The sequence below is a fragment of the Acidobacteriota bacterium genome (assembly GCA_020845575.1).
GTDB lineage: Bacteria > Acidobacteriota > Vicinamibacteria > Vicinamibacterales > Vicinamibacteraceae > Luteitalea.
In genome coordinates this window covers 158,052-180,541 of record JADLFL010000016.1, presented here as the reverse complement: position 1 = coordinate 180,541, position 22,490 = coordinate 158,052, and the positions used below count along the sequence as shown (strand labels likewise).

Below are 22,490 nucleotides of genomic sequence, written 5' to 3'. Positions count from 1 at the left end.
TCGCACGGCGACGTGGCATCGCCACGGCAGTCCTCAGCCGCGCGGCTCCGCCGTCGGCTCGCCGCCGCGGTCGAGCCCGCCCTGTCAGACCGCCCGTCGCACGGCGACGTGGCATCGCCACGGCAGTTCTCTATATGACCTTCCCCACTTCTCCAGGCTCGAGTGCAACAGGACTCCCGGTTCTGTCGCTGTTTCTGGGCGTCTTCTTCCTGTTCATGAGCCTCGACAAGCTCGAATGGGTGAGCGACGACAGTCACCTGACCAGACAACTCAACGAGTGGCTGGCAACCAGTCCAGCGCCAGGTTGCCGTTCAGTCTGACTGGCCGCTCCGACTCCCGTCGCGTGTAGGTGGACCGCTGAAGGCGTTATTCACCGAGGATGTCGCGCAGGACGCGGATCCCGTGCGCGCAGTCGGCGAGCCGCCCCTGCTGGTCGCCCACCTCACGCTCGATCACGAGCGGCCCGGCGAAGCCGACCTTCTTCAGCGTCTCGATGAACAGCGCCATGTTGACCGCGCCCTCGCCGAGCGGCACCTCCTGGCCCCACGTCCCCGGCGTCGTCGGGCGCAAGGCGTCCTTGCAGTGGACCGTCGCGATATCGGGTCCGAGGATCTCGACGGCGCGGATCGGGTCGCCCATGTCGTAGAGCAGCATGTTGGCGGGGTCGAAGTTGACCTTGACGTTGTCGCACTGCAGGTCGTCGAGCGTGCGACGCAGCAGGTCGGCCGTCTCCTGGCCGGTCTCGAGGCCGAGCGTGACTCCGTGCACCTTGGCGAGCGCCGCGGCCTCGCCGAGCGTGTCGAGGAAGCCCTTCCGCCCCTCGTCACCGGGGTCGGGGATGAAGCCGCCGTGCATGGTCAGGCGATCGACACCCAGCGCGGTCGTGCGCGCCAGCGCCCACTTCAGCGTCTCGAGCCGCGCCGCGCGCGTCGCCGGATCGCCGAAGCCGCCCGTCGCCTTGATCGTGTCGGGTGTGGTGTAGTCCTCGCCCGGGAACCCGACCATCGCCGCGTGGATGTCGAACCCGGCGGCAAGCGCCGCCGCCGGCATGTCGTCGCCCTCGTCCCAGGACGCGTGGTGGGGATCCCCGCACGCGATCTGGATCACGTTCACGCCGAGCTGGTCCAGGAAACCGCGTAGTTCGGGCACGTTCTTGACCTGCAACGACCAGCTGCACACACCGATGGCATAGGGTTGAATCACGCCGATGACTCTAGCCTCATTTCAGTCCCGAGGCCACCTGCAAGTCCTTCCGGGCTGCTATATTGCGCGAGCAGAGGTTCCCATGACCCTGAACGCCGTTGCCGAAGCCGTCCACCAGCTGGAGCCTCGACTCAAGACCGAGTTCAGAGTCGCGGCCTTGTACGTTTTCGGTTCAGTCGCACGTGGCGAGGCACAGGCCAACAGTGACATCGATGTGCTCGTCGAGTTCGACGGACCGCCGACCTTCGCCAGGTTCATGGACCTCAAGGCGCTGCTGGAAGACACGTTGGGCACGCATGTGGATCTGGTGACCCGTGCGGCGCTCCGCTCGCAACTGAGACCCCGCATCGAAGCCGAAGCCCGCCGTGTCGCGTGATGCCACCCTGTTCGTCGACGACATGATCGAGGCGTGCCGCCGTGTCATGCAGTACACGGAGAGCCTCGACAGGACGCAGTTGGCGTCGGGCACGGTGGCGCACGGATACCTCGGCATCGACGACGACATCGTCTGGAGCATCGTGGTGGAAGAAGTGCCGACGTTGCTGCCGCGACTGGTGGCACTACGCGCCAGACTCTGAGCAGCCGCCGCCCTGTTCAACTCGACTGACATCTGACTGTCAACCCGTGGCTGTCTGAGACGGCCGCGCCCCATCGGCAAGGGCAGAGGTACGATGCCCGCATGCGGATAGTCGGATGGTCATGGAGCGACCCCCTCCAGATTGACGCTCGTCATGCGTGGGCGGGCATGCGTCGACGACCAGGGGGCACCGCACTGGCTGTCACGACGCTGGCACTGTGCATCGGGATGAACGTCGCGGCATTCGCTGTCGCGTACGGCGTCCTGATTCGGCCGCTTCCGTATCCCGACGCATCGAGACTGGCCGTCCTCAACATCCTCTTCCACGACGGTGGCGATCTCGGCTTCTCTCCAGACGCCCTGCAACAGTGCCTGCCTCGCTTGCGGACGGTGGAGTCCGCCGCCGGCTACGTCACGACAGACGTGACGGTTCGATCCGCAGGTCGGGCCCACGTGTATCAGGCCGCGCTGGTCACCGAGTCGTTCTTCGAGGTCCTCGGCGCGCCTGCCGCACTCGGCCACACTCGCGTTCGGCTCGACGCGCCCGACATCGTCGTCAGTTCGCGCGCGGCGGCGAGTCTCATCGGGGCCGACCTTCCCGACGCGATCGGCAGTGCCGTGTCGATCGGCGATCGGCCGCATGTGATTGGCGGCATCGTCGACCCTGCCTTCGCGTTCCCCGCAGAAGATGTCTCCTTGTGGCTGCCTTCACCGGCGATGACGCCGGGCACGCGCTCGCAGGATGGCGGCTACTCGAAGATCGTCGCGCGCCTGAAGCCGGGTACCACACTCGATCAGTTCCGTGACGATGCCAGTCGCGTCTGCCTCGAGCCGTCGCCGACCGGCCGGGAGACCGTGTCAGTCGCACAACTCGGAGAGACCGTCGTCGGCAGCACTCGTACGCTGCTCGCCGGATCCCTCGTCGGCGCGCTCCTCGTGCTCGTGGTCGGCTGCGCGAACGTGACGACACTGTTCATCGGACGCGACGTCTCTCGTCGTCGCGAACTGGTGACGCGCATGGCCGTCGGTGCGTCGCCCGCCCGGCTCGTGCGCGGCGTCCTCGTCGAGATCGCGCTCATCGCAGGTATCGCCGCACTCGCCGGCTCGTTCCTCGGCTGGATGACCATCCGTGTCCTTACGGCGCAGGCGGCCGATGCCGTGGCCGGACTTCGTTCGGTGCACATGGACGCGCCGGTTCTCGCCGCGATCGTCGCGCTCACGTTCCTGACGACGATGCTCTGCGCCATCGCACCGGCGTGGCACGCGACGCACCTCGAGTTCGCGCCTGCTGCGCGCGGCACCACCGAGTCGCTCCACGCCTGGCAGGTGCGCCGCATCCTCGTCGTGGCGCAGATCGCCGTCTCGTGTGTCCTGCTGGTCAGCGCCGGCCTGCTCGCGCGGACGGTTTCGACGTTGGTCCGCGCCGACCACGGGTTCCAGGCGCGAGGAGCCATCGCCGCGAAGCTCACGCTGTCTGACACGGGACTACTCGATAGCGTCGAGAAGGGCGCGTACCTCCGCGCTCTCGTCGCGCGCGTGAACACGATGCCCGGGGTGCGATACGCCGGCATCGGCAGCAACCTGCCTCCCCTCACGGCACCGGCGATGATGCTGGTTCGCCTGGTGCGCGGCGATCGCGACGAGTCGCGTTTCCTCAAGGTCGGCTCTGCCGGCCCCGGCTATCTGCGCGCACTCGGTGTGAAGTGGATCGCGGGGCGCGATTTCGAAGACGCGGAGAATCGCCCTGACGCACCAGTCGTCATCCTGAGCGAGTCGACGGCCCGGTTCTACTTCCCCGACGAGGACGCGATCGGGCGGACAATCACCGGGTTCCCAGCATCGCTTGGACTCGCGGGCGATCTACGCGTCGTCGGCGTAGTACGCGACGTCAAGTACGACGGACTCGACACACCGGCGGGCGGTGCGATCTACGTACCGTGGGCGCGTCTACCGTTGGGAAAGGCGTATCTGATCGTGCGCGGCGACGACAACGTCCGCCGGCTCGCCCCGATGATCGGCGAGTCGAGCCGGCAACTCGATGCGAGCGTCCCCGTGCCAGACGTACAGACTCTGGATGACGTCGTCGCACGGTCCATTGCCGCTCGTCGGGCTCGCGCGCTGCCGGCAATCGGCTTCGGGGGTCTTGGCCTCTGCGTTGCGCTGGCGGGCGTCCTCGCAACGCTGATAACGCTCGTCACCGAACGACGACGGGAGATGGCCATCCGATCGGCGATCGGCGCCTCGCCTGATGTCCTCGTTCGAACCATCGTCGGTCAGGGGCTCGTGCTCATCGCGGCCGGACTCGTCGTCGGCCTCGGCGGAGCCGCACTCGCCGCTCGCGCACTATCGTCGCTGCTCCATGGTGTGGCCCCGCTCGATCCGACGACGTTCATCAGCACGGCACTGCTCATCGGCAGTACCGCGACGACCTTCGCGTGGCTGGCCGCCCGGCGCGTCCGCAGCGTGACTCCGATGGTGGTGTTGAGAGAGGAATGATGGACTACGCCGGCCAGCGCTACGCGTAAAGAAGTCGACGCCCCTTCGGTACCGGCACGGCTCGACCATCCGCAGTAGCCGTTTCGATCCAGAACTGGATGGCGTCCTGCACGGCACTGACGGCGTCCGACGGCGTGGTGCCGTGAGCCATACAGCCCGGCAGTTCCGGGACCTCGGCCACGAACACACCGTCTTCGGCATCCCAGTACACGATGAGTTCGTACTTGTGCATGGTCACAGCCCTAACGTCAGATCGTACTTGAGGAAAACAGCGCAGACTGGGGGACCTGCCATGATCACCAACGAGCGCCAGTACCTCAACATGCAGGCTCAGGCTGAGCGACTCCGGCGAGCATTGGCCGCTCCGGATGCGACCGGCGTGCACCCCAGCGCCGCGAAGGCGATGCGTGACGGCGTGCGCAGCCAACTCGAGGATCTCGAGGTCGAACTCTCCGAGTACGAAGCCTTGCGCACCGGCGACGCTGCGACCTTCGAGGAGCCGGACATGACCGATGGCCCGACCATACCAGGCGTCTACGTCGACGATGTGCGCGCCAGGGATCCTCTGATCGCCGGCGCGTCGACGGCGGTGACGGCGTTCGTGGGCGCGGCGAGTTCCGGTGTCATCGACACGCCCGTGCTCGTCCGCAGTGTCGCCGAGTTCGAGCGGCCGTTCGGGGATCTCGCGCGCGCATGTCCGATGAGCTACGCCGTCAGCCAGTTCTTCGCCAACGGTGGGACCGATGCCGTGATCGTCAGGGTGGAAAGCCGCACAGGCGCGGCGCTCACCGACGATGACGTATCGGCCGACTGGTTGGAAGGTGACAGAAAGGGACTGTGGGCGCTGGAGCACGCCGACACCGTCGATCTCCTGTGCATTCCGCCGTTCACGTTCGACAGCGACATCTCGGCGCAGACGCGCGCGGCGGCCGTCAGGTATGCCGCCGCACGTCGCGCGATGTTCATCGCGGATCCGCTCATCGGCTGGACCAGCGCATCGGAGATCGTCAGCGGTACCAACAGCATCGACAGCGCCACATGGGGCGTGGCTCCTGACCCGAACGCCACGCTCCACGTTCCACGCATGCAGTGCGCCGATCCTCTGCAGGGCGGACGTCTGGCTGATTTCGTTCCCTGTGGCGCCATCGCGGGCGTGTTCGCGCGGACGGATCGCCGCCGCGGCGTGTGGAAGGCTCCGGCAGGCGTGGAGGCGACGCTGACAGGCGCGGTCGGTGCGACCGTTGCGCTGACCGACAACGACAACAGGCAACTCACCGAACGCGGAGTGAACGGCTTACGCGTGTTACCGCGGATCGGGCCCGTCGTGTGGGGCGCCCGCACCACTGCTGGTGCCGATGCGCTCGCGAGTGACTGGAAGTACGTGCCGATCCGGCGAACGGCGCTGTTCATCGAGAAGAGCCTGATCCGCGGGACGACATGGGCTCGGCTCGAGCCGAACGACGATCCACTGTGGGCCCGCCTCCGGCTCGGCGTCGACACGTTCATGCACGGCCTCTTCAGACAGGGCGCCTTCCAGGGATCCACGCCGAAGGAGGCCTGGTTCGTCAGGTGCGACAGCACCACCACCACAGAGCACGACATCGACACAGGCTTGGCCACCATCGTCGTCGGCTTCGCGCCACTGAGGCCGGCCGAGTTCGTCGTGATCACGGTGCGTGTCCCAGCCGGGCGCGGAGGGCCGGTGCTCTCGTAGCTCCCGGGCTCGAACGGGCCGAGCCGGCTGTCGGGCTCCGTGTGGAGAACGAACGCGGTAGACTTGCCGGTATGGACGACATCATCCGGCAGGCGGCGATCAGGGGGCTCGATTCCGAGATCGAGCGACTCGGCAACGAACTCGCCACCCTCCGTCGGCATCGCGCCGCGTTGGCGGGAACGGCCGCCGAGCCCACGCGCACTCGAGCACCGGCACCCAAAGCCGCGAAGAAGACGCGCCAGATGTCTCCGGAAGGACGAGCGCGCATCGCCGCAGCGACTCGCGCCAGGTGGGAACGGGAACGCGCGGCCAAAGCCGCCGCGGAAGTGGAAGTCGCGCGTCCACCCATGCCCCGCCACGTCAAGCCGTAGACGCCGTACCCACCGGGTTCGGCCTCGCTCCACAGGGCCTGGCTCGGAGAGCCGGCGCTACCCGCTGCCTGGCTCGGAATCCGGCCCTGTCCACGCCGGCATGTGGACGTGGCCGAGCGGTCGCTGTCTAGCGTGTCAGGAACACCCGGGCGCCGGGGCCGAGGGCGGGCAGGACGAACTCCACGTGATCGCCGCGCTGGTGGAACGGCAGCAGCGATGGGGCGCCCTCTCCCGGCGTCTCGACATGGATGGCCGAGAACGTCCCGGGCAGCCGCACCTGCACCTCCACGGGCTGCTCGGCGTAGTTCAGCAGCGTCAGCACGGACGTCGCGCCGTCGTCTGTCGACGCGTGTTGCGCGAGCACGGTGATGCCGTTCCAGATCTGGATGGTGCGCCGCTCGTCGCCCAGCAGCGCGCGCATGTCGAGCGCGAAGGTGTTGGGATCGACGACGGGCTCCGCCAGTTCGACGATCTGTCCTGGCGCCACAGATGCGTTACCAGATGCTGACGCGATGGTCCACGCCGTGCGCCCCTCGGCTCGGCTCGCCGGCTCGCCCGACTGCCACGGCCGTGTTCCCGGCAATCCGGGCAGCACCACGATGCCGCCGGCCTTCGCGAACGCGTGCAGGGCATCCACCTGCGCGGGCGTCGGTTCGTCGAGCACCACGAGCAGTCTGAACGCGGCCATGTCTCGCGTCGCGACATCGGCGAGTCGCACCGGCTCGAACGGCAGGTTGTGGCGCGACAGCAGGTTCAGTACCTCGAACCAGCGCATGGGATCGCCGTTGACGAGCACGCCCACGTCGGCGGTGTGCCGATACCCACGCACGTCCCACGCGTAGAAGTCGATCGCCGCCCGCATCCGCGCCCACCAGGCTCTGGCCTCCGGCGACGCCAGCAACAGGCGCTCCTGGAGACGTTCGTGGATCGACAGCACGAGGTCGGCGCCCGCGCTGCCGGCTTCGCCAATCGCGACGAGATAGTCGTGCAGCGACGGTTCGACGTCGGCTCCCGACGGCAATCGCGGCTCCCACGCGTACGCCAGCAGCGGCGTCTCGCCCGGCACCGCTGTCTTCGCAGCGCGCACGAGCGCAAGGTTGTTGGCCAGCCACGGCTGCGCGGTGCTGCTCGCCACCTGCAGCACGCCGTCGCGACTGGTCACCCAGTTCGAACGGATGTGCGGCCACTGGCCGCGCTGCTCCAGTACGCGCACGGTGCGAGGCGGCGTACTCGCTGTCCCGGCGGCGAGGCGCCGGCGCAACGCCGACACCTGCGTGGCGCTGGCGTCGGCCGGCACGATCACGCCAACGACGCCAGCGGGCACCGTGAGTGTCCCGAGGCCGCGACTGCCCGTCTCGATGTACACGCGATAGCCGGCCTCGATGGCGGCAGCCACGGAGGGCGTTCCCGCAGGCACGACAAGACTCCGCACACCAAGCGCGTCGACGGCGGGGACTCGCGCGCGATCCCAGCGCACGAGGACCTCCGCATCGGCCACGCCAGGCACGACGAGACACACGATCACAGCCGCCGCGCGACAGGTACGCTGGAGACCGGACCACACGGGGGAAGCGGAACGCATGTCGAGCGGCATGTCAGGGAGCATCGGCGAGCGAGAGCGTGGACTCACGCCACGCGGACGTGAGGCGGCCATCAGCGGAGATCCAGAGTGCGACCACGCCGGGGAACGCGCCGAGCATGGCTGTCGCTTCCTCTGGCGACGTCATGAGGAGCGCCTTCGTCAAGGCTTCGGCCGACGTCCCGTTCGCGGCAATCACCGTGACGCTTGCATCGGATGGCACCGGCGCGCCGGCGCGCGGGTCGACGATGGCCCCGAAGCGCCCGGCGCCGCGCGCGAACGCTCGACGGTGCTGTGTTGACGTGGACATCGACGCGTCCTGCAGCAGAGCGACCTGATGTCCCGTCACTGGCGCACCAAGACGAACGGGCCAGCCATCGCTGTCTGGCGGCGCCCCGATCGCACCGATCGAACTCCCGCCGGCATTGATCAACGCGTTGCGCACGCCCCGCGACGCGAGTACGGCGAGCGCCCGATCGACGGCATACCCCTTCCCCACGCCACCGAGTTCGACGGCCGTACACGGCGTTGTGAACCGCACGCGATCGGGTGCCAGCGTCTCGACGCGGTCGGCTCCCACACACGCCTGTGCCTCTGCGACGTCTGCGTCAGACGGCGGCTGCCCCGCGTCGAACGCACGCTGCCACACCCGCAGTACCGGCGTCATCGTCACGTCGAAGCGTCCACCGGTTCTGAGCGACAACGATGCGGACGAGGCGAGGATGTCGTGCAGCGACGGATCGACCGTCACGAACCCGCGTGCGCCGTCGCGATTCAACCGGCTGAGATCGCTGTCGTCGCGAAAGTGACTCATGACGCGATCGAGGCGGTCGATCTCGGCCCACGCGGCGTCGACGGCCTGCTGCGCCGTCTCGCGCGACGCGTGGTACGCGAACAGATCGAACATCGTGCCCATGCCGTAGCGCTGCACGTGTACGAGATGGTCGGTCGCACGCGACGCGCCACCGATGTCCCGATCGTCCCGCTCCGCCGACATCGATGCGCCGGTCATGACGACCGCCGTCGCGGTCAGCGTCGCAGCCGCGAGCACGCTACCCCAGCGCATACACGATGCCCCGCTCGGTCACCAGGTAGATCGCGTCGGGTGTCAGGATTGGCGCGCTGGCGAGAGAACCGCCGAGGTTGGTCACCCAGAGCGGTTCGCCGGTCTCCACGTGGTACGCACGCGTCGCGCCGTAGTAGGTCTGGATGCAGACCATCGTACCGACGACCACCGCGGGAGACGTGATGGTACGGATGTCGGGCGTCTTCCACGCAAGCGCGCCGGTGCGCACGTCGATCGCGTAGAAGTACCCGTCCTTGCCGCCGACGAATGCCTTGCCGGCGCCGACCGCCGGCGAGGCGATCACGCCGAGTTCGGTCTCCACCATCCAGCGCTCGTCACCAGTCCTGGCGTCGAGTGCGCGCACGGTGAAGTCCTCGGACGCGATCACGAGCACGCCGTCGGCGAGCGCCGGCGCGCCGCACACGCTATCGGGCACCTGACGTACCCACACGTCGCGTCCGGTACGCGGATCCAGCGCGCGCACCGTGCCGGCGGCCGTGCCGACGTACACCGCGTCGGCCGTCGCGTACGGCGTCGAGGTGATGCGCTCGTCGAACGTTCGCGTCCACACCACGCGCCCGGTCTCGCCGTCGACCGCCGCGAACACGCCGCTCGTGGTCCCCGCGTAGACCAGCGTCCTGAGCACGACGGGAGACGTCCAGACTTCGCCCCCGAGCGACGCCTTCCACGACACACGGCCCGACGAGCGATCCACGGCGTACACGCGCCCATCGTCGGCGCCGAACAGGACGCGGCCGCCCGAGAGCGAGGGCGTCGATCGCAGCGCCGAACCGGCGTCGAAGGTCCAGCGTGCGCGCCCACTGGCCGCGTCGAGCGCGTAGAGCAGGCCGTCGCGGCATGTGACGTAGAGCGTCGCGCCGCCCAGTACCGGACTCGACCGCACGACGTCGGGCAGCACGACGCGCCACAGCAGATCGCGAGGGGCATCGATGCGCGGCGCCACGACGCCGCCGCGACGATCGCTGCCGGCGAGCAGCGTCACCCAGTCGTCCGACGCGTCGGCCATCGCTTGCGCGTTCACGGAAGCGGCGGCTTGCATGCTAGGCCACCTCCACGCGACGATGATCGATCTGCGCCAGATCCCAGCGGCCGAGCCCGAGTTCGCCGGAGACACGAATGTGCGCGGGCTGACGAAAGAAGCGGTTCCTCCGCGCATCGGCCTGCATCTGCGCGACATTCCCGAGGTTGCCCGGATCGTGGTCCCACAGCGACGGTACGCCCACGTCGCGCCGCTTGCGTTCGACCATCTCGAGCTCGACGCGATCGACGGCAACAGGGTCTGTGCCGATCAGGATCGAGCGCGGCTCGAAATGGAACGACGAATTCCACGAGAACGGGCCCGCATGGTAGCCGCCGCGGATGCCATCCATCACGTGCAGGACGGCCTTGGTGCGCACCGGCAACGAGGCGCACATCACCGCGATGGCCGGACTCGTGTACGTGGTCGGCGCCACGTGCGTGCGCGCGACGTTGTTGTACGACCCGTACGCGAGGTTCTTCAGGCAACCGGTGACGCCCGACGCGTTGTGCTCCTTCACCACGGGGATGTTGATGATCTTGTCCACTTCCGTCGAGATGATGCGTCCGAGGTAGGAGCGCGTCTCGCGCTCACCGAAGCAGTTCATCTCGCAGAACACGTCGCGGTCGTACCCACCGTGGCGCTCACCGTCGACCGTCCACTGATCGTCGAGGCCCACCACGCGCACGCCAGCCGGCATCAGCGCGTGGTAGCCGTTGAGATCGAGCTGGTTCGAGTTCCTGTCGAACACGATGATGTTGGCCGCCGGCACACCGATCGCGCGGAGCGACGCGATCACTTCGCGCACGATCTCGGCGCGCGACACGATGAACGGCGAACCCGACGGATTCACCTTGATGCCCACGACGTCGGTCGGCTCGATGAAACGGCGCCACGCGTCTTCGGGCGACGCATCGCCGGTGAGCGCCGTCATGCCGCTCGCCAGCATGCGCCTGACCACGGGTTGCGACACGCGTCCACGCTCGATCACGCCGGCGTTGTGCGTCTCGATGACGCGGCCGGGAAACAGGCCGGGCATGCCGAGTGGCGTGAGCGGGATGGCGGGCTGCTCCACCTTGATGCGCAGCACGTCGAGTCCGTGGTCCTGCGCGTGCAGTGCCCGACCCGCGAGCCCGATGAACGTCCCCATGGAGACGCTGTACAGGAACGTTCGACGGTCCATGTGCGGCTGATGGTACACGATAGCGGCCCGGCCCCGGGGTCCTGTGCCCGCGCCAGCGGTTGCAGTCGCTGGCCCCTATTGCCGACGCGTGGCCGACCAGCCGCTGCCCGTGATGCGCGCGCCGTCCACCGTGCCCGTGTACGTCCTGCTCCCGGCCGTGAACGTGATCGTGGTTCCGTTCATCTTGCCGTCGGCGATAGGCATGCTGCCGAGCGTTCCGCTGAGCATCTGATTGTCCTGCGTCAGCGAGAGCGTCTCCTTCCCCACCTGCCATGTCCCCGCGACCTTCGCAGGCACCACCCACATCAGGGCGGTGCACCACGAGGTGCACGGCGCCGCCGTCTCGCGGACGTCCGGCTCCCAGTCGCCCATCTCGAACGTGTTGGACGCGATCCGCGTGCCGGGCCTCAGGTCGAGCAGCTTCGGCTTGAGCTGCTCGTTGATGTCGGGCAGCAGGAACAGCGTGATCACCGTCGCCTTCGAGAGATCCGCCTCGAAGAGATCGCCCTGCACGAACGTCGCCTTCTGGCTCACGCCGGCCTCTTCGGCCAGGCGCCGCGCCAACGCGACCATGTCGGGGTTGAACTCCACGCCGAGTGCCGTGGCGCCCTTCTTCGCGGCCGAGATCACCGTGATGCCGTTACCGGATCCGAGATCGATCACGTAGTCGGCTGCCGACACGCGCGTGAGCTCGAGCATCTTGTCGACGGTCACCTGCGGCGTGGGCACCCAGACCACGTCCTTCCCCGCCTGCCCGCTCACCGGCTCGAACGGCGCGGCCTGGACCGGCACCGACTGCGCGAACGCGCTCCCCGCACCGCACGTCAACGCGGTGATGACGAGCCCACCCGCCACGTTCACGACTCTCCCACCGACGTATGGCCTGATACGCATGAATGCTCTCCTCACAATCGATCCGCTTGCTCTACGCCACGTGTGCCTGTCGCGTTGCACGATACCGGCCGGCATTATCGGGCATCGCGCGTCGCGACGACGTCGCCTGAAACGGCGACGGGGCCCACGGAATCGATCCGTGAGCCCCAATCCTTCGTCCTCCGCTCCCTGGCCGTGGGTCTCCGGTCGGTCCCGGAGCCCCAAGTCGTGAGCTTGGAGGCCGGCGTCACCGGCAGACGATGTCGCCCTTGTCGATCGAGTGGCCGATGATGGCGCCGGCGCCGGCACCGATGATCGTGCCGAGCGTCTTGTTGCGGCCCGGGGCGATGATGTTGCCGAGCACGCCGCCCGTGATGCCGCCCACGATCAGGCCCGTCGTCCCATCGTCACGACGGCAGTAGTAGCGGTTGTCCGAACCGCGGTAGATCGTGTCGTACCGCGTCATGCGGCGCGGACGGTACCGGCGGTCGTAACGGTAGTCGCGGGCCGCATCCCAGTAGGCGTCACGACGATCCCGGCGAGCGTCACGGGCATCCCAGCGGGCATCGCGGGCATCCCAGTAGGCGTCGCGCGCGTCCCAGCGGACGTCCCGATGATCCCGGCGAGCGTCGCGCTCATCGGCGCGGCGGTCCCGGCGATCCTCGTAGCGGTCGCGACGCGGCTGATCGCCGGCGGCGAGTGCCGGGGTCGAGAGCAGGCCGATGTGCGAAACCAGCAGCAGGGCCACGATGGAGCTCGTGATGCGCGTCATGTCGTCCGTCCTTTCGAGGTCGCCTAACCGACCGTGCCGGACATGATTGCAAGCCCCATGCCGCGTGTGGTGTCATCGATTGTGATCACTCAGCCCTTCAGCCTCGCGACTGCATCGTCGATGACGCTGCGCGTGGCGTCGAGGGCCTCGCGCGCGTCCTCTCGCGAGCGGCCGGTGCGCGCCATGACGATGGCGGTCGCCACGTCGCCGCCCGCGCGCTCCAGCGCGGCTTCGGCTGCCGCATCGTCGAGTCCCGCATCGCCGGCCACGATGCGCACGGCGCGAGCGAGCAGCTTCGAGTTGCGCGCGCGCATGTTGGTCATGCGGTTGCCGCGCACGTAGCCCAGCTTGATGAGCGCTGTCGTGGACAGCATGTTCAGCACGAGCTTCTGCGCCGTTCCGGCCTTCATGCGCGTGGAGCCCGCGACGACTTCAGGACCGACCATCGGTGCGATGGCGATCTCGGCGGCTTCAGTGATCGCCGAGCCGGGCACGCACGTCACGGCCACCGTGAGTGCGCCGATGGCCCGCGCGTGCGCAACGGCGCCGATGGTGTATGGCGTCCGGCCAGACGCCGCGATGCCGACGACGACGTCGTTGGCGCTGACCTGTCGTGCGGCAATGTCGCGTGCGCCGGCGTCGCTGTCGTCTTCCGACGCTTCCACGGCGCGATGGCAGGCTTGGTAGCCCCCCGCGATCATGCCCTGGACGAGTTCGGGCGACACGCCGTACGTCGGCGGACATTCCGACGCGTCGAGTACGCCGAGCCGGCCCGACGTGCCGGCGCCGACGTAGATCATCCGTCCACCGCGCCGCAGTCGCTCGACGATGCCCTCCACGGCGCGCGCGACGTGCGGAAGCTCGAGACGAACCGCCTCGGCCACGCGGTGGTCTTCGTCGTTGATGAGCGCGACGGTCTCCTCGATCGAGAGCGCGTCGATGCCGCGCGAGCGAACGTTCTCCTGTTCGGTGACAGGCAGGTCGTTGGTCATGGCTGCATCAGCGTGCCAGTTCGCGATGGACCTGTCGAGAGTGCGCGACGTCACGGCCGTTGACCTCGCCCTTCCCTGAACCACAAGCCGTGAGCCGCACGTGCTGAGCCCGTCAGCTGATCAGCCGCTTGCGGACGGCGTACAGCACGATCTCCGCGGTGCTGTGCAGGCCGAGCTTCTGCATCAGGTTGGCGCGGTGCGTCTCGACCGTCGACACACCGACTGACAGCTCATGGGCCACTTCCTTGTTCGAGCGGCCGTGCGCGAGGAGGAGGAGCACCTCCTTCTCGCGATCGGTGAGGAGCTCGTAGGAATCCGTAAGCCCACGACGACGCAACTGCGCGATGAAGTCCTCCGACAGCAGGCGACCCACGGCTTCGCTGAAGTAATGGCGCCGCTTCGTGACGGCCTGGATCGCGGGGAGTAGATCCTCGTCGGTGGCGTCCTTCAGCAGGTACGCGCCAGCGCCGGCGTTGAGCGCGCGCAGGATGTACGATTCGTCGGCGTGCATGCTGAGCATGATCACGTGCGGCGGATTGGGCAGGCGCCGTACGCGCTCGGCGACGTCGATGCCCGACAGCCGCGGCATGGCGACATCGAGCACCGCGATGTCGGGCTTGTGCTGCTCGCACAGGGCCACGGCCTCCACGCCGTCAGCCGCTTCGGCCACGACCGTCAACGTGTCCTGCGCGTCGATCAACGCGCGCATGCCGCGGCGCACGATGGCGTGGTCGTCAGCCAGCAACAGCCGCATCCAGCGCCTCCTCGGCCTGCGCCGGCCGCATCGGCAGCCTGACGCGCAGGTGCGTGCCCGTGTCGGCCGCGCCCGGTCCGATGTCGAACGTGCCGCCGAGCTCGCGCGCACGCTCCGCGATCCCTACCAGACCGAGGCCGTTGGTCGCACGCGTCCTCTCGACGCCCCGCCCATCGTCTTTCACCGACACGAGCACCGACGGACCTTCGACGGCCACCAGAACATCGACGTGAGTTGCCGCGGCATGGCGTGCGCAGTTGGTGAGCGCCTCCTGCACGACGCGATAGATGCACGTCCGCTGCGCGTCGGAGAGTGCCGTCATCGGCCCCGACATGGTGAGCCGGACGTCGAGATCCGCGCGACGCTGGAAGTCACGCGCAAGCCACTCGAGCGCGGGCGACAATCCGAAGTCGTCGAGCATGCTGGGGCGCAGGCCGAGCGACAGATCGCGCACGGACTCGATGAGCTCGTCCACCTGCGTCCGCGCATCGGCGAGCACGGCTGTCCGCGCGACGGGTGAATCGACGCGCTCGGCACGTCCGATCGCCATGCGCAGCGCCGTGAGCATCTGCCCCACGTGGTCGTGCAGTTCGCGCGACAGCTTGCGGCGCTCTTCTTCCTGCATCGACACGAGCCCGTGCGAGAGGTGCCGCATGTGCTCCTCGGCCTGCTCGGCACGATCGCGTTCCTCGTCGGAGCGGCGCTCGGCGGTGCGCAGCGCGAGCACGGCCGTGATGGCCACCAGCGCACCGACGATCACGCTCTGCCAGAGCACACGCCGGAGATCGGCGCGAAACGCCTCCTGCTTGCGGGCCACGGCCGCGCGCTGCGAGACGAGGTTCGCGTCGTTGAGCGCTTCGATGTCGCGGGCGATCGCCAGCACGGCTTCGCGCCGCGGCAGCACCTCGTTGCGCAGGAAGCTGGTGCTGTTGAGCACCTTCTGGATGATGTTCCAGTCGAATACCGGCTCGAAGGCCTGCCAGTAGTCATCGAGCTTGACCTTGAGACTCGCGACGTCGACAAGGCCATCCGCCTGCGGCAGCGTCCCGAGTTCGGCCACGGCCTCCGCCTGCTGCTGGCGCAGATCCGTCAACTGCGCGCGATACTCGGGCGCCTTGTCGCGCGACGGATCCAGCAGGTAGTCGCGGATGAAGATGCCCGACAGATGCACGTCGGACCGCAATCGCCGCAGCGTGGTCTCGATCTCGCGATGGTGACGATTGAGCGCGTCGATCTCGCCATAGATGACCTCCGCACGTCGCGCCGTGGTCAGCAGCGACGCGGTGATCACCACGAGGAGGCCCGTCAGCGCCGCAGCGGCCACGGGCCACGTCTTGAGCGAGTGAAGACGCACGCCCTCCGAGCCTACCCCCTCCACCCGTCGAGCACCATCCCCTGCACACCTGAGCCGGCCTCTCCCCCCTTCACCGGATGGTCATGACGTGCCGCTGCCGGTACCGTCTGGGAAGCACGGAGACCAGTGAACAATGGCCGACTTCCACCAGCCCCGCTTCCTCCCGACCATCCACCGCCTCGGCCGGCCGGGCCTCATCGGCGCGCACACGGCCGACGTCCATCTGACCAGGACGCAGGCGTCAGGGCTGTCCACCACGCTTGTGCTGCCCGCGCTCGCGCAGGAACTGGAGACGACGGCATTCCCGCGCATGCTGCGGCTGCTCTCGGGCACGCCGCTGATCGGACGCGTGATCGTCGTGCTCGGACACGCCAGCGAACGCCAGCATGCCGACGCGGAGCGCCTGCTGCGCAACGTCAGGATTCCCGCTTCGCTCGTCCGCCTCGACGATCCGGCCGTCACGGCCATCACCAAGGCGCTCGACAAGCAGGGCGTCGCCATCCAGCCGCACGGCAAGGGACACGCCTGCTGGATGGGTCTGTGCACGGCGCTCGCCGGTCAGGGCAGCGACGTCATCGCGATGCACGACTGCGACATCGAGTCGTACACGCCGGCCATGGTGAGCCGCCTGCTCGCGCCGCTCGTCATCCCGGCCAGGCCGTACGACTTCGCAAAGGGCTTCTACGCCCGCGTGACGACGCGCATGTACGGGCGGGTGACGCGCCTGCTCGTAGCGCCGTTGCTGCGCGCTCTCCAGGCGGTCGACGTGCCGTCGCGGCTGCCCGCGTTCCTCGCCGACTGCCGCTATCCCCTCGCCGGTGAAGTGGCCTTCTCGCGCGCGCTCGCCACGGAGCTGCCAATCCACGGTGGCTGGGGGCTCGAGATCGGCACGCTCGCCGAAGTCCACCGTCGTCAGGCGCGGTATCGCGCGTGCCAGGTGGACATCGCCGACGAGTACGAGCATCGTCATCGCCCCATCGGCACCGAATCCGACAGCGCGGGGCTGACAACGATGGTCGAGCAGATCGTGGCCACGCTGCTCGACGCACTTCGCCGGGATGGCGTGGCGATCGACAGCCGCCTGATGCGATACGTCGTGGCCCATCACCGCCATGAGGTGCAGCACCTGCTCGACGCGTACGAGGCCGACGCCGCCATCAACGGCCTCTCTTACGACGCCGCCATGGAGGCGCACACGGCCGGCCAGTTCGTGGCCGCGCTCGAACGCTGCGTCGCCAGCGGCTGCCCGTCGGTGCCCGCGCATCCGAGCTGGACCGAGGTCAGGTCGATCGCCCCCCGCGCCGCCGAGTGCTTCGCCGACCTCGCGGACACATCCCGCCTCGACAAGCCACGCTACGTCGACGAACCCGCAGTGGAAGTGGCGTAACAACGCCGGCAACGGGCAACCCGGCAACCGGTTGCCGCTCGCGAGCCAGGGGCTTCCGCCTTCGCGCGATGCGCTACGGCGGGCCCTGGCCTCCATCAGAACCTCCGGTTGCCCGTTGCCGGTTGCCGGTTGCCGTCAATTCCCCATTCCTCATTCGCCATTCAGCATTACTCTGTCCCCCATGACCCGAGTGTGGCTCGTGGGGACCGGCATCCTCTGGCTGGCGACGGCGTTGATGCGCGCGCAGACGCCGGTGCCCGGTGCACCCACGACGGCAACGACAGCGGGGACGACGGCTGCGTCGAAGCAGAGTGTGGGGCGCATCGACTACGACGCGCAGATCGCGCCGATCCTCGACGAGTTCTGCGCCGACTGCCACGACGGCGAAACGCGCAAGGGCGGCTTGTCGGTCGCCACCTATGACGACCTCCTCGAAGGCGGACGCAGCGGCGCGTCGGTGAGACCCGGTGCGAGCGCGCGCAGCCTCCTGCTGGATCGCCTCACGGGCCGCGTCGAACCGCTGATGCCCAAGGGCGAGGATCCACTCGACGAGGGCCGCCTCACGCTGATCCGCGCCTGGATCGATGAAGGTGCCCGACGCACCCCGACGTCTCCACCGGCGCCGCAACCGTGGGAGGCGCCGTTCGCGCTCACGCAACCGTCGCTGCCACCTGTGGTGTGGGCATCGTGGCAACAGCCTGTCGACAGGTTCGTTGCCGCGTACCTCTCCAGTCTGCCGACCGTCACTCCAGTCGCCACGGCATCCGCCAGGCGTCGAGGGAGTCCACCCCCCGTCGTGAACGACGCGCAGTTCGCGCGCCGCGCGCATCTCGACATCCAGGGCCTGCTGCCGGAACCCGACGCGTTGCGTGCATTCGTCGCCGATCGCGCTGCCGACAAGCGCGCACGCCTCGTCGCCACGCTGCTCGCCGATCGCGATCGCTACGCCGAGCACTGGATGTCGTTCTGGAACGATCTCCTCAGGAACGAGGACGGTGTCAGCTACTTCGCCGAACAGGACAGCCGCACGAGCATCACGCCGTGGCTGCTGCGCGCGCTGCGCGAGAACCAGCGCTACGACGCGTTCGTCGCCGCGCTGCTGAATCCATCGGGCGCCGACGCCCCGAAGGGTTTCCTCACGGGCGTGAACTGGCGCGGCGAGACGAGCGCCGCCGTCACGCCGTGGATGCAGGCATCGCAGAACACGGCGCAGGTGTTTCTCGGCGTCAACATGAAGTGCAACGCGTGCCACGACAGCTTCGTGAGCCGGTGGCGCCTCGTCGACGCCTACGGCCTGGCCGCCTACTTCTCGCCCGAACCGAAACTGCGCCTGTATCGCTGCGACGTCGCACGCGACGAGTACACGGGACCGCTCTTCCCCTTCCCGGAGATCGCCGCATCGCCGCACGGCGACAGCCTCGACGACAGGCGCGCGGCAGCGGCAACGCTGTTCACGGACCCGCGTAACGGGCGCATGCCGCGCACGCTCGTCAACCGCGTCTGGGAGCGTCTCCTCGGCTACGGCATCGTCGCCAGCTCCGACGAGATGGACACGAAGCCGTGGAGCCCCGAGCTGCTCGACTGGCTGGCCGCCGACTTCGTCGCGCACGACTACGACGTGCAGCACCTCATCGCGACGATCATGTCGTCGCGCGCCTACCAGATGCACGCCGTGGCGCGGCAGGCCGAGCCGTCAGCGAAGGGTTACGTCTTCGCGGGGCCGGAAGTCCGCCGCCTGACGGCCGAACAGTTCGCCGACGCCATCGGCGCTCTTACAGGCGAGTGGAGTACGTGGCCGGGACCGCCCGCGCCGCGCGCACCTGCCGCGCCGCAGACCAACGCGCTCCGCGTCGATTCGGATCCGACATCGGTCGGCGTCTACGGACGCGAGTGGAGAGCAGCGTCCTCGTCCCTGACGCGCGCGCTCGGACGGCCCGTCCGCGACCAGGTGATCTCCACGCGGCCCGACGATGCGACGACGCCGCAGGCGCTGGAGCTGGTGAATGGCGAACGCCTGACGCAGTGGCTGGCGCGAGGGGCACGCCGGCTCACGGGGGACCTGACGTCGGACACGTTCAGCAGGTACACGGCGTCGGTGGCGGGCCGCGCACCGAAGGCTCGCGGATTCGACATCGACGTCTCGTCCAGCGCGTCGCTCTGGCTCGTCGTGCAGGACACGGGATCCAACGTCCCCGAGCGCGTCCGTCCCGTGTGGGTCGACGCGGTGCTCGTCGACGCGTCGGGGCGCGAGACTCCTGTCGCGTCACTCCAGCCCGTGCCAGACGATCGCTATCCCGAGTCGGTCGAAGCCGCGAACGAACGCGGCACCGGCACGCGTCTCGCGCTGGCATCCACGCGCGCGGAGTCGACGCAGTTGCCTGTGACGGCGCCGTCGGTACGACGCTACGACATCGCGGGCAAGGGCTTCGTGCGACTCAGGGGCACGGTCGACGTCGCCAATTCGCGCACCGAGATCGGCTCGACGCTCAATCCGTCGGTGCGCTTCTTCGTGTTCGACGCGGCGCCCGATCTCGATCGGCCGCTGCCACCGGGTGGCACGCCGCCGCTGCCGGCCCCGCACTCGACGAACGATGCACGCCTGCTCGTCGATCGGTTGTTCCGGCACGCACTCGGGCGTGCGCCAGACGCAGCCGAGCGCGCGGCCGCCGAACGCGCCGTGAGCGACGGAGCCAGCATCGGGGCCAGCGACGGGCGCCTGTCGTCGGCCGGCGTCGCGGACCTGATCTGGGCGCTGCTGATGAAGCCAGAGTTCCAGTTGATCTACTGAGGCTGCCGTGAACACACGTCCGCATCCGCACGACGAGGACCTGAGCGCGCTCACGCGCGAGGAGCGACGCATCCATGCGAGCCTGTCGCGCCGGCAGTTCATCGGCACGACGGCCGCCGGCACGCTCGCGGCGCTGGCAGGGAGCGAGCCCCCGCTGGTTCGCGCACAGGGCAGCGCACCGCGTCACGCCACTGCCGACGCCGTCATCGTGCTGTGGATGGCCGGTGGCATGGCACAGACGGAAACGTTCGATCCCAAGCGCTACACGCCGTACGCGCCGGGCGTGCCCATCAACGACGTACTCAGCACGTTCCCCACGATCGACACGGCCGTCGATCACATCAAGTTCACGAAGGGCCTCGAACGCATCGGCAGCGTGATCGATCGCGGCACCGTGATCCGCACGTTCAACGCGGCCGACCTCGGCTTCATCCTGCACTCGCGGCACCAGTACCACTGGCACACGGGCTACATCCCGCCGCAGCCGATGGCGATGCCGCACATCGGCGCCACGATCTCGCGCACGCTCGGGCCGCGCGATCCCGACATGCCGGCGTTCATCACGATCGGCCAGACCGTCGAGGGCGCGGGCGAGATCGGCACGCTCAAGGCGTTCCACACCGCCGGGTTCCTCGGCACCGAGCACGGCCCGTTCCTCATCGTCGATCCGCAGGACGCCGCGTCGGCCGTGCGGCCGCCGAAGTCGCTCGGGACGTCGCGCTTCCAGAGCCGCAGACAACTCTTCGAGCAACTGCTCTCGCGCGAGCCGGTCCATCAGTACGGCAGCGACTTCCAGCGGCAATCGCTCGTGCGCGCGCTCGACGGCGCCGATCGCCTGCTGCGATCGCCGGCCGCGAAGGCCTTCGATCTCGCGCTCGAACCCGAAGCGTCGTTCAACGCGTACAATACCGGCCGCTTCGGCCAGGGCTGCCTGCTCGCGCGGCGGCTCGTCGAAGGCGGCGCGCGTTACGTCGAGGTGACGTCGGAGTACATCCCGTTCGTCTACTGGGACACGCACGAACACGGGCACTCGCGCGCGGAAGCGATGAAGGCGCTGATCGACGCACCGATCGCGCAGCTCGTGCGCGATCTCGAGGAGCGCGGGCTCCTGGACCGCACGCTGGTGGTGCTCGCGAGCGAGTTCGGGCGCGACGCCGTCACCGAAGGAAAGGTCGGCAAGGAAGTGAAGGACCAGGCGATCGACATCCCGGACGTGATGACCGACCCGCGCCACTACGGCATGCATCGCCACTTCACGGCCGCGGGTTCGGTGCTCATGTTCGGCGGCGGCGTGAAGAAGGGGTTCGTGTACGGCAAGACCGCCGAGGAGCGTCCGTGTACGACGATCGAGAACCCGGTGCCCGTCGAACACCTCCACGCGTCAATCTTCCACGCCCTCGGCATTCCGCCAGACACGGCCTACACGGTCGAACGTCGCCCCGTCTACGTCACACGCGACGGACTCGGGAAACCGGTGCGAGACCTGTTTGCGTAGTCGGGCACCGGGCACCGGGCATCGGGCACCGGATGTCCATCATTTCGGCATCGCGGCATCGCGGCATTTCACCTGAAGGACACCTGTGGCTGGACGACTGACTGGGAAGCGCGCGCTCATCACGGCGGCGGGGCAGGGGATCGGGCGGGCGAGCGCCGAGGCGTTCGTCCGGGAAGGCGCGTTGGTGATCGCCACCGACATCGATCCCGGCACGTTGGCCACGCTGACCGGGTGCGAGACGCGTGTGCTCGACGTGACTGACGGTGACGCGATCGCCGCGCTGGCAGCCGACGTCGGCGCGATCGACGTGCTCTTCAACTGCGCCGGCATGGTACCGGCGGGCACCATCCTCGACTGCGACGAAGAGCAGTGGGACCGCGCGTTCGACCTGAACGTGAAGGCGCAGTATCGCCTCGCGCGCGCGTTCCTGCCGGCCATGCTCGCGCAGGGCCGCGGCTCGATCGTCAACATGTCGTCGGTGGCGTCGAGCGTCACCGGCGTGCCGAATCGCTTCGCGTACGGCGCGAGCAAGGCAGCCGTGATCGGCCTCACGAAAGCCATCGCGGCCGACTTCGTGGGCCGGGGCATCCGCTGCAACGCGATCTGTCCGGGCACCGTCGAATCGCCGTCGCTGCGCGCACGCATCCGCACGCAGGCCACCGCGAGCGGGCAGAACGAACAGGACGTCCACGCGGCCTTCCGCGCGCGCCAACCCATGGGCCGCCTGGGCATGCCGGAGGAGATCGCGCAGCTCGCGGTCTACCTCGCGTCTGACGAGTCGTCCTTCACGACGGGCGCGATCCACGTGATCGACGGCGGCTGGACGACGTGACACGGAAATGCGGAA

Annotated in this window: 20 protein-coding genes; 9 read left to right on the top strand and 11 right to left on the bottom strand. The window is 68.6% G+C overall.

Annotated elements, in window-relative coordinates:
• Positions 1-366 precede the first annotated feature (366 nt).
• Positions 367-1,164 carry a sugar phosphate isomerase/epimerase gene (locus IT182_05055; GenBank protein MCC6162700.1) on the bottom strand — a complete coding sequence of 266 codons (798 nt, stop codon included), beginning with the start codon at positions 1,162-1,164 and terminating at the stop codon, positions 367-369.
• 121 nt (positions 1,165-1,285) lie between these two features.
• On the opposite strand from IT182_05055, the gene IT182_05050 reads away from it, so the two are divergent.
• From IT182_05050 to IT182_05040, 3 genes are all read left to right on the top strand, one after another.
• Positions 1,286-1,579 (top strand): nucleotidyltransferase family protein, encoded by a 294-nt coding sequence (locus tag IT182_05050; GenBank protein ID MCC6162699.1) that lies wholly within the window; start codon positions 1,286-1,288, stop codon positions 1,577-1,579.
• Between the two features lie 22 nt (positions 1,580-1,601).
• Positions 1,602-1,781 (top strand): DUF86 domain-containing protein, encoded by a 180-nt coding sequence (locus tag IT182_05045; GenBank protein MCC6162698.1) that lies wholly within the window; start codon positions 1,602-1,604, stop codon positions 1,779-1,781.
• 167 nt (positions 1,782-1,948) lie between these two features.
• Complete coding sequence (locus IT182_05040) at positions 1,949-4,276, top strand: ABC transporter permease (GenBank protein ID MCC6162697.1); 2,328 nt, start codon at positions 1,949-1,951, stop codon at positions 4,274-4,276.
• Between the two features lie 19 nt (positions 4,277-4,295).
• Here the strand turns inward: IT182_05040 and IT182_05035 are convergent, their stop codons facing one another.
• Positions 4,296-4,508, bottom strand: coding sequence for a type II toxin-antitoxin system HicB family antitoxin (locus tag IT182_05035; protein MCC6162696.1), 213 nt, complete (start codon positions 4,506-4,508; stop codon positions 4,296-4,298).
• Positions 4,509-4,781: 273 nt separating this feature from the next.
• Between IT182_05035 and IT182_05030 the strand changes: the two genes are divergently transcribed.
• Both IT182_05030 and IT182_05025 read left to right on the top strand, forming a co-directional pair.
• Complete coding sequence (locus IT182_05030) at positions 4,782-5,990, top strand: phage tail sheath family protein (protein MCC6162695.1); 1,209 nt, start codon at positions 4,782-4,784, stop codon at positions 5,988-5,990.
• A 71-nt stretch (positions 5,991-6,061) separates the two neighbouring features.
• Entirely contained in the window at positions 6,062-6,361 is a 300-nt protein-coding gene (locus tag IT182_05025; protein ID MCC6162694.1) for a hypothetical protein, read from the top strand.
• Between the two features lie 127 nt (positions 6,362-6,488).
• Here IT182_05025 and IT182_05020 read toward each other — a convergent pair whose 3' ends face one another.
• The 9 genes from IT182_05020 to IT182_04980 form a co-directional block, all read right to left on the bottom strand.
• Positions 6,489-7,943, bottom strand: a complete 1,455-nt coding sequence (locus IT182_05020; GenBank protein ID MCC6162693.1) for a hypothetical protein — start codon at positions 7,941-7,943, stop codon at positions 6,489-6,491.
• A gap of 13 nt (positions 7,944-7,956) precedes the next feature.
• A complete protein-coding gene (locus IT182_05015; GenBank protein MCC6162692.1) occupies positions 7,957-9,006 on the bottom strand; it encodes an FAD:protein FMN transferase in 1,050 nt (349 codons plus the stop codon).
• The gene (locus IT182_05010) at positions 8,993-10,066 is read right to left on the bottom strand and encodes a PQQ-binding-like beta-propeller repeat protein (GenBank protein ID MCC6162691.1); all 1,074 of its coding nucleotides are present in this window, start codon (positions 10,064-10,066) and stop codon (positions 8,993-8,995) included. The genes IT182_05015 and IT182_05010 overlap by 14 nt, the downstream gene beginning before the upstream one ends.
• Position 10,067: 1 nt before the next feature.
• Positions 10,068-11,228: a DUF362 domain-containing protein gene (locus tag IT182_05005; GenBank protein ID MCC6162690.1), complete on the bottom strand. Its 1,161-nt coding sequence runs from the start codon at positions 11,226-11,228 to the stop codon at positions 10,068-10,070.
• A 75-nt stretch (positions 11,229-11,303) separates the two neighbouring features.
• Entirely contained in the window at positions 11,304-12,122 is an 819-nt protein-coding gene (locus IT182_05000; protein MCC6162689.1) for a class I SAM-dependent methyltransferase, read from the bottom strand.
• Positions 12,123-12,348: 226 nt separating this feature from the next.
• The gene (locus IT182_04995) at positions 12,349-12,873 is read right to left on the bottom strand and encodes a glycine zipper 2TM domain-containing protein (protein MCC6162688.1); all 525 of its coding nucleotides are present in this window, start codon (positions 12,871-12,873) and stop codon (positions 12,349-12,351) included.
• Positions 12,874-12,962: 89 nt separating this feature from the next.
• Positions 12,963-13,865 (bottom strand): N-acetylmuramic acid 6-phosphate etherase, encoded by a 903-nt coding sequence (gene murQ / locus IT182_04990; GenBank protein MCC6162687.1) that lies wholly within the window; start codon positions 13,863-13,865, stop codon positions 12,963-12,965.
• 112 nt (positions 13,866-13,977) lie between these two features.
• On the bottom strand, positions 13,978-14,619 hold the full coding sequence (locus IT182_04985) for a response regulator transcription factor (GenBank protein ID MCC6162686.1): 642 nt from the start codon (positions 14,617-14,619) through the stop codon (positions 13,978-13,980).
• Positions 14,600-15,973, bottom strand: a complete 1,374-nt coding sequence (locus tag IT182_04980) for a sensor histidine kinase (protein ID MCC6162685.1) — start codon at positions 15,971-15,973, stop codon at positions 14,600-14,602. Before IT182_04980 ends, IT182_04985 begins: the two co-directional genes overlap by 20 nt.
• Positions 15,974-16,106: 133 nt before the next feature.
• Here IT182_04980 and IT182_04975 point away from each other — a divergent pair, with 133 nt between their 5' ends.
• From IT182_04975 to IT182_04960, 4 genes are all read left to right on the top strand, one after another.
• The gene (locus IT182_04975) at positions 16,107-17,360 is read left to right on the top strand and encodes a hypothetical protein (GenBank protein MCC6162684.1); all 1,254 of its coding nucleotides are present in this window, start codon (positions 16,107-16,109) and stop codon (positions 17,358-17,360) included.
• A 181-nt stretch (positions 17,361-17,541) separates the two neighbouring features.
• Positions 17,542-20,148: a DUF1553 domain-containing protein gene (locus IT182_04970; GenBank protein ID MCC6162683.1), complete on the top strand. Its 2,607-nt coding sequence runs from the start codon at positions 17,542-17,544 to the stop codon at positions 20,146-20,148.
• Between the two features lie 70 nt (positions 20,149-20,218).
• Entirely contained in the window at positions 20,219-21,643 is a 1,425-nt protein-coding gene (locus IT182_04965; GenBank protein MCC6162682.1) for a DUF1501 domain-containing protein, read from the top strand.
• An 85-nt stretch (positions 21,644-21,728) separates the two neighbouring features.
• Complete coding sequence (locus IT182_04960; GenBank protein MCC6162681.1) at positions 21,729-22,475, top strand: SDR family oxidoreductase; 747 nt, start codon at positions 21,729-21,731, stop codon at positions 22,473-22,475.
• The last annotated feature ends 15 nt before the right edge of the window (positions 22,476-22,490 follow it).

Bases quoted from the DNA above. Each gene is read 5' to 3' on its own strand.
- IT182_05050 (MCC6162699.1), top strand. From the start codon at position 1,286: ATGACCCTGAACGCCGTTGCCGAAGCCGTCCACCAGCTGGAGCCTCGA.
- IT182_05045 (MCC6162698.1), top strand. From the start codon at position 1,602: ATGATCGAGGCGTGCCGCCGTGTCATGCAGTACACGGAGAGCCTCGAC.
- IT182_05040 (MCC6162697.1), top strand. From the start codon at position 1,949: ATGCGTCGACGACCAGGGGGCACCGCACTGGCTGTCACGACGCTGGCA.
- IT182_05035 (MCC6162696.1), bottom strand. From the start codon at position 4,508: ATGCACAAGTACGAACTCATCGTGTACTGGGATGCCGAAGACGGTGTG.
- IT182_05030 (MCC6162695.1), top strand. From the start codon at position 4,782: ATGACCGATGGCCCGACCATACCAGGCGTCTACGTCGACGATGTGCGC.
- IT182_05025 (MCC6162694.1), top strand. From the start codon at position 6,062: ATGGACGACATCATCCGGCAGGCGGCGATCAGGGGGCTCGATTCCGAG.
- IT182_05020 (MCC6162693.1), bottom strand. From the start codon at position 7,943: ATGCGTTCCGCTTCCCCCGTGTGGTCCGGTCTCCAGCGTACCTGTCGC.
- IT182_05015 (MCC6162692.1), bottom strand. From the start codon at position 9,006: ATGCGCTGGGGTAGCGTGCTCGCGGCTGCGACGCTGACCGCGACGGCG.
- IT182_05010 (MCC6162691.1), bottom strand. From the start codon at position 10,066: ATGCAAGCCGCCGCTTCCGTGAACGCGCAAGCGATGGCCGACGCGTCG.
- IT182_05005 (MCC6162690.1), bottom strand. From the start codon at position 11,228: ATGGACCGTCGAACGTTCCTGTACAGCGTCTCCATGGGGACGTTCATC.
- IT182_05000 (MCC6162689.1), bottom strand. From the start codon at position 12,122: ATGCGTATCAGGCCATACGTCGGTGGGAGAGTCGTGAACGTGGCGGGT.
- IT182_04995 (MCC6162688.1), bottom strand. From the start codon at position 12,873: ATGACGCGCATCACGAGCTCCATCGTGGCCCTGCTGCTGGTTTCGCAC.
- murQ (MCC6162687.1), bottom strand. From the start codon at position 13,865: ATGACCAACGACCTGCCTGTCACCGAACAGGAGAACGTTCGCTCGCGC.
- IT182_04985 (MCC6162686.1), bottom strand. From the start codon at position 14,619: ATGCGGCTGTTGCTGGCTGACGACCACGCCATCGTGCGCCGCGGCATG.
- IT182_04975 (MCC6162684.1), top strand. From the start codon at position 16,107: ATGGCCGACTTCCACCAGCCCCGCTTCCTCCCGACCATCCACCGCCTC.
- IT182_04970 (MCC6162683.1), top strand. From the start codon at position 17,542: ATGACCCGAGTGTGGCTCGTGGGGACCGGCATCCTCTGGCTGGCGACG.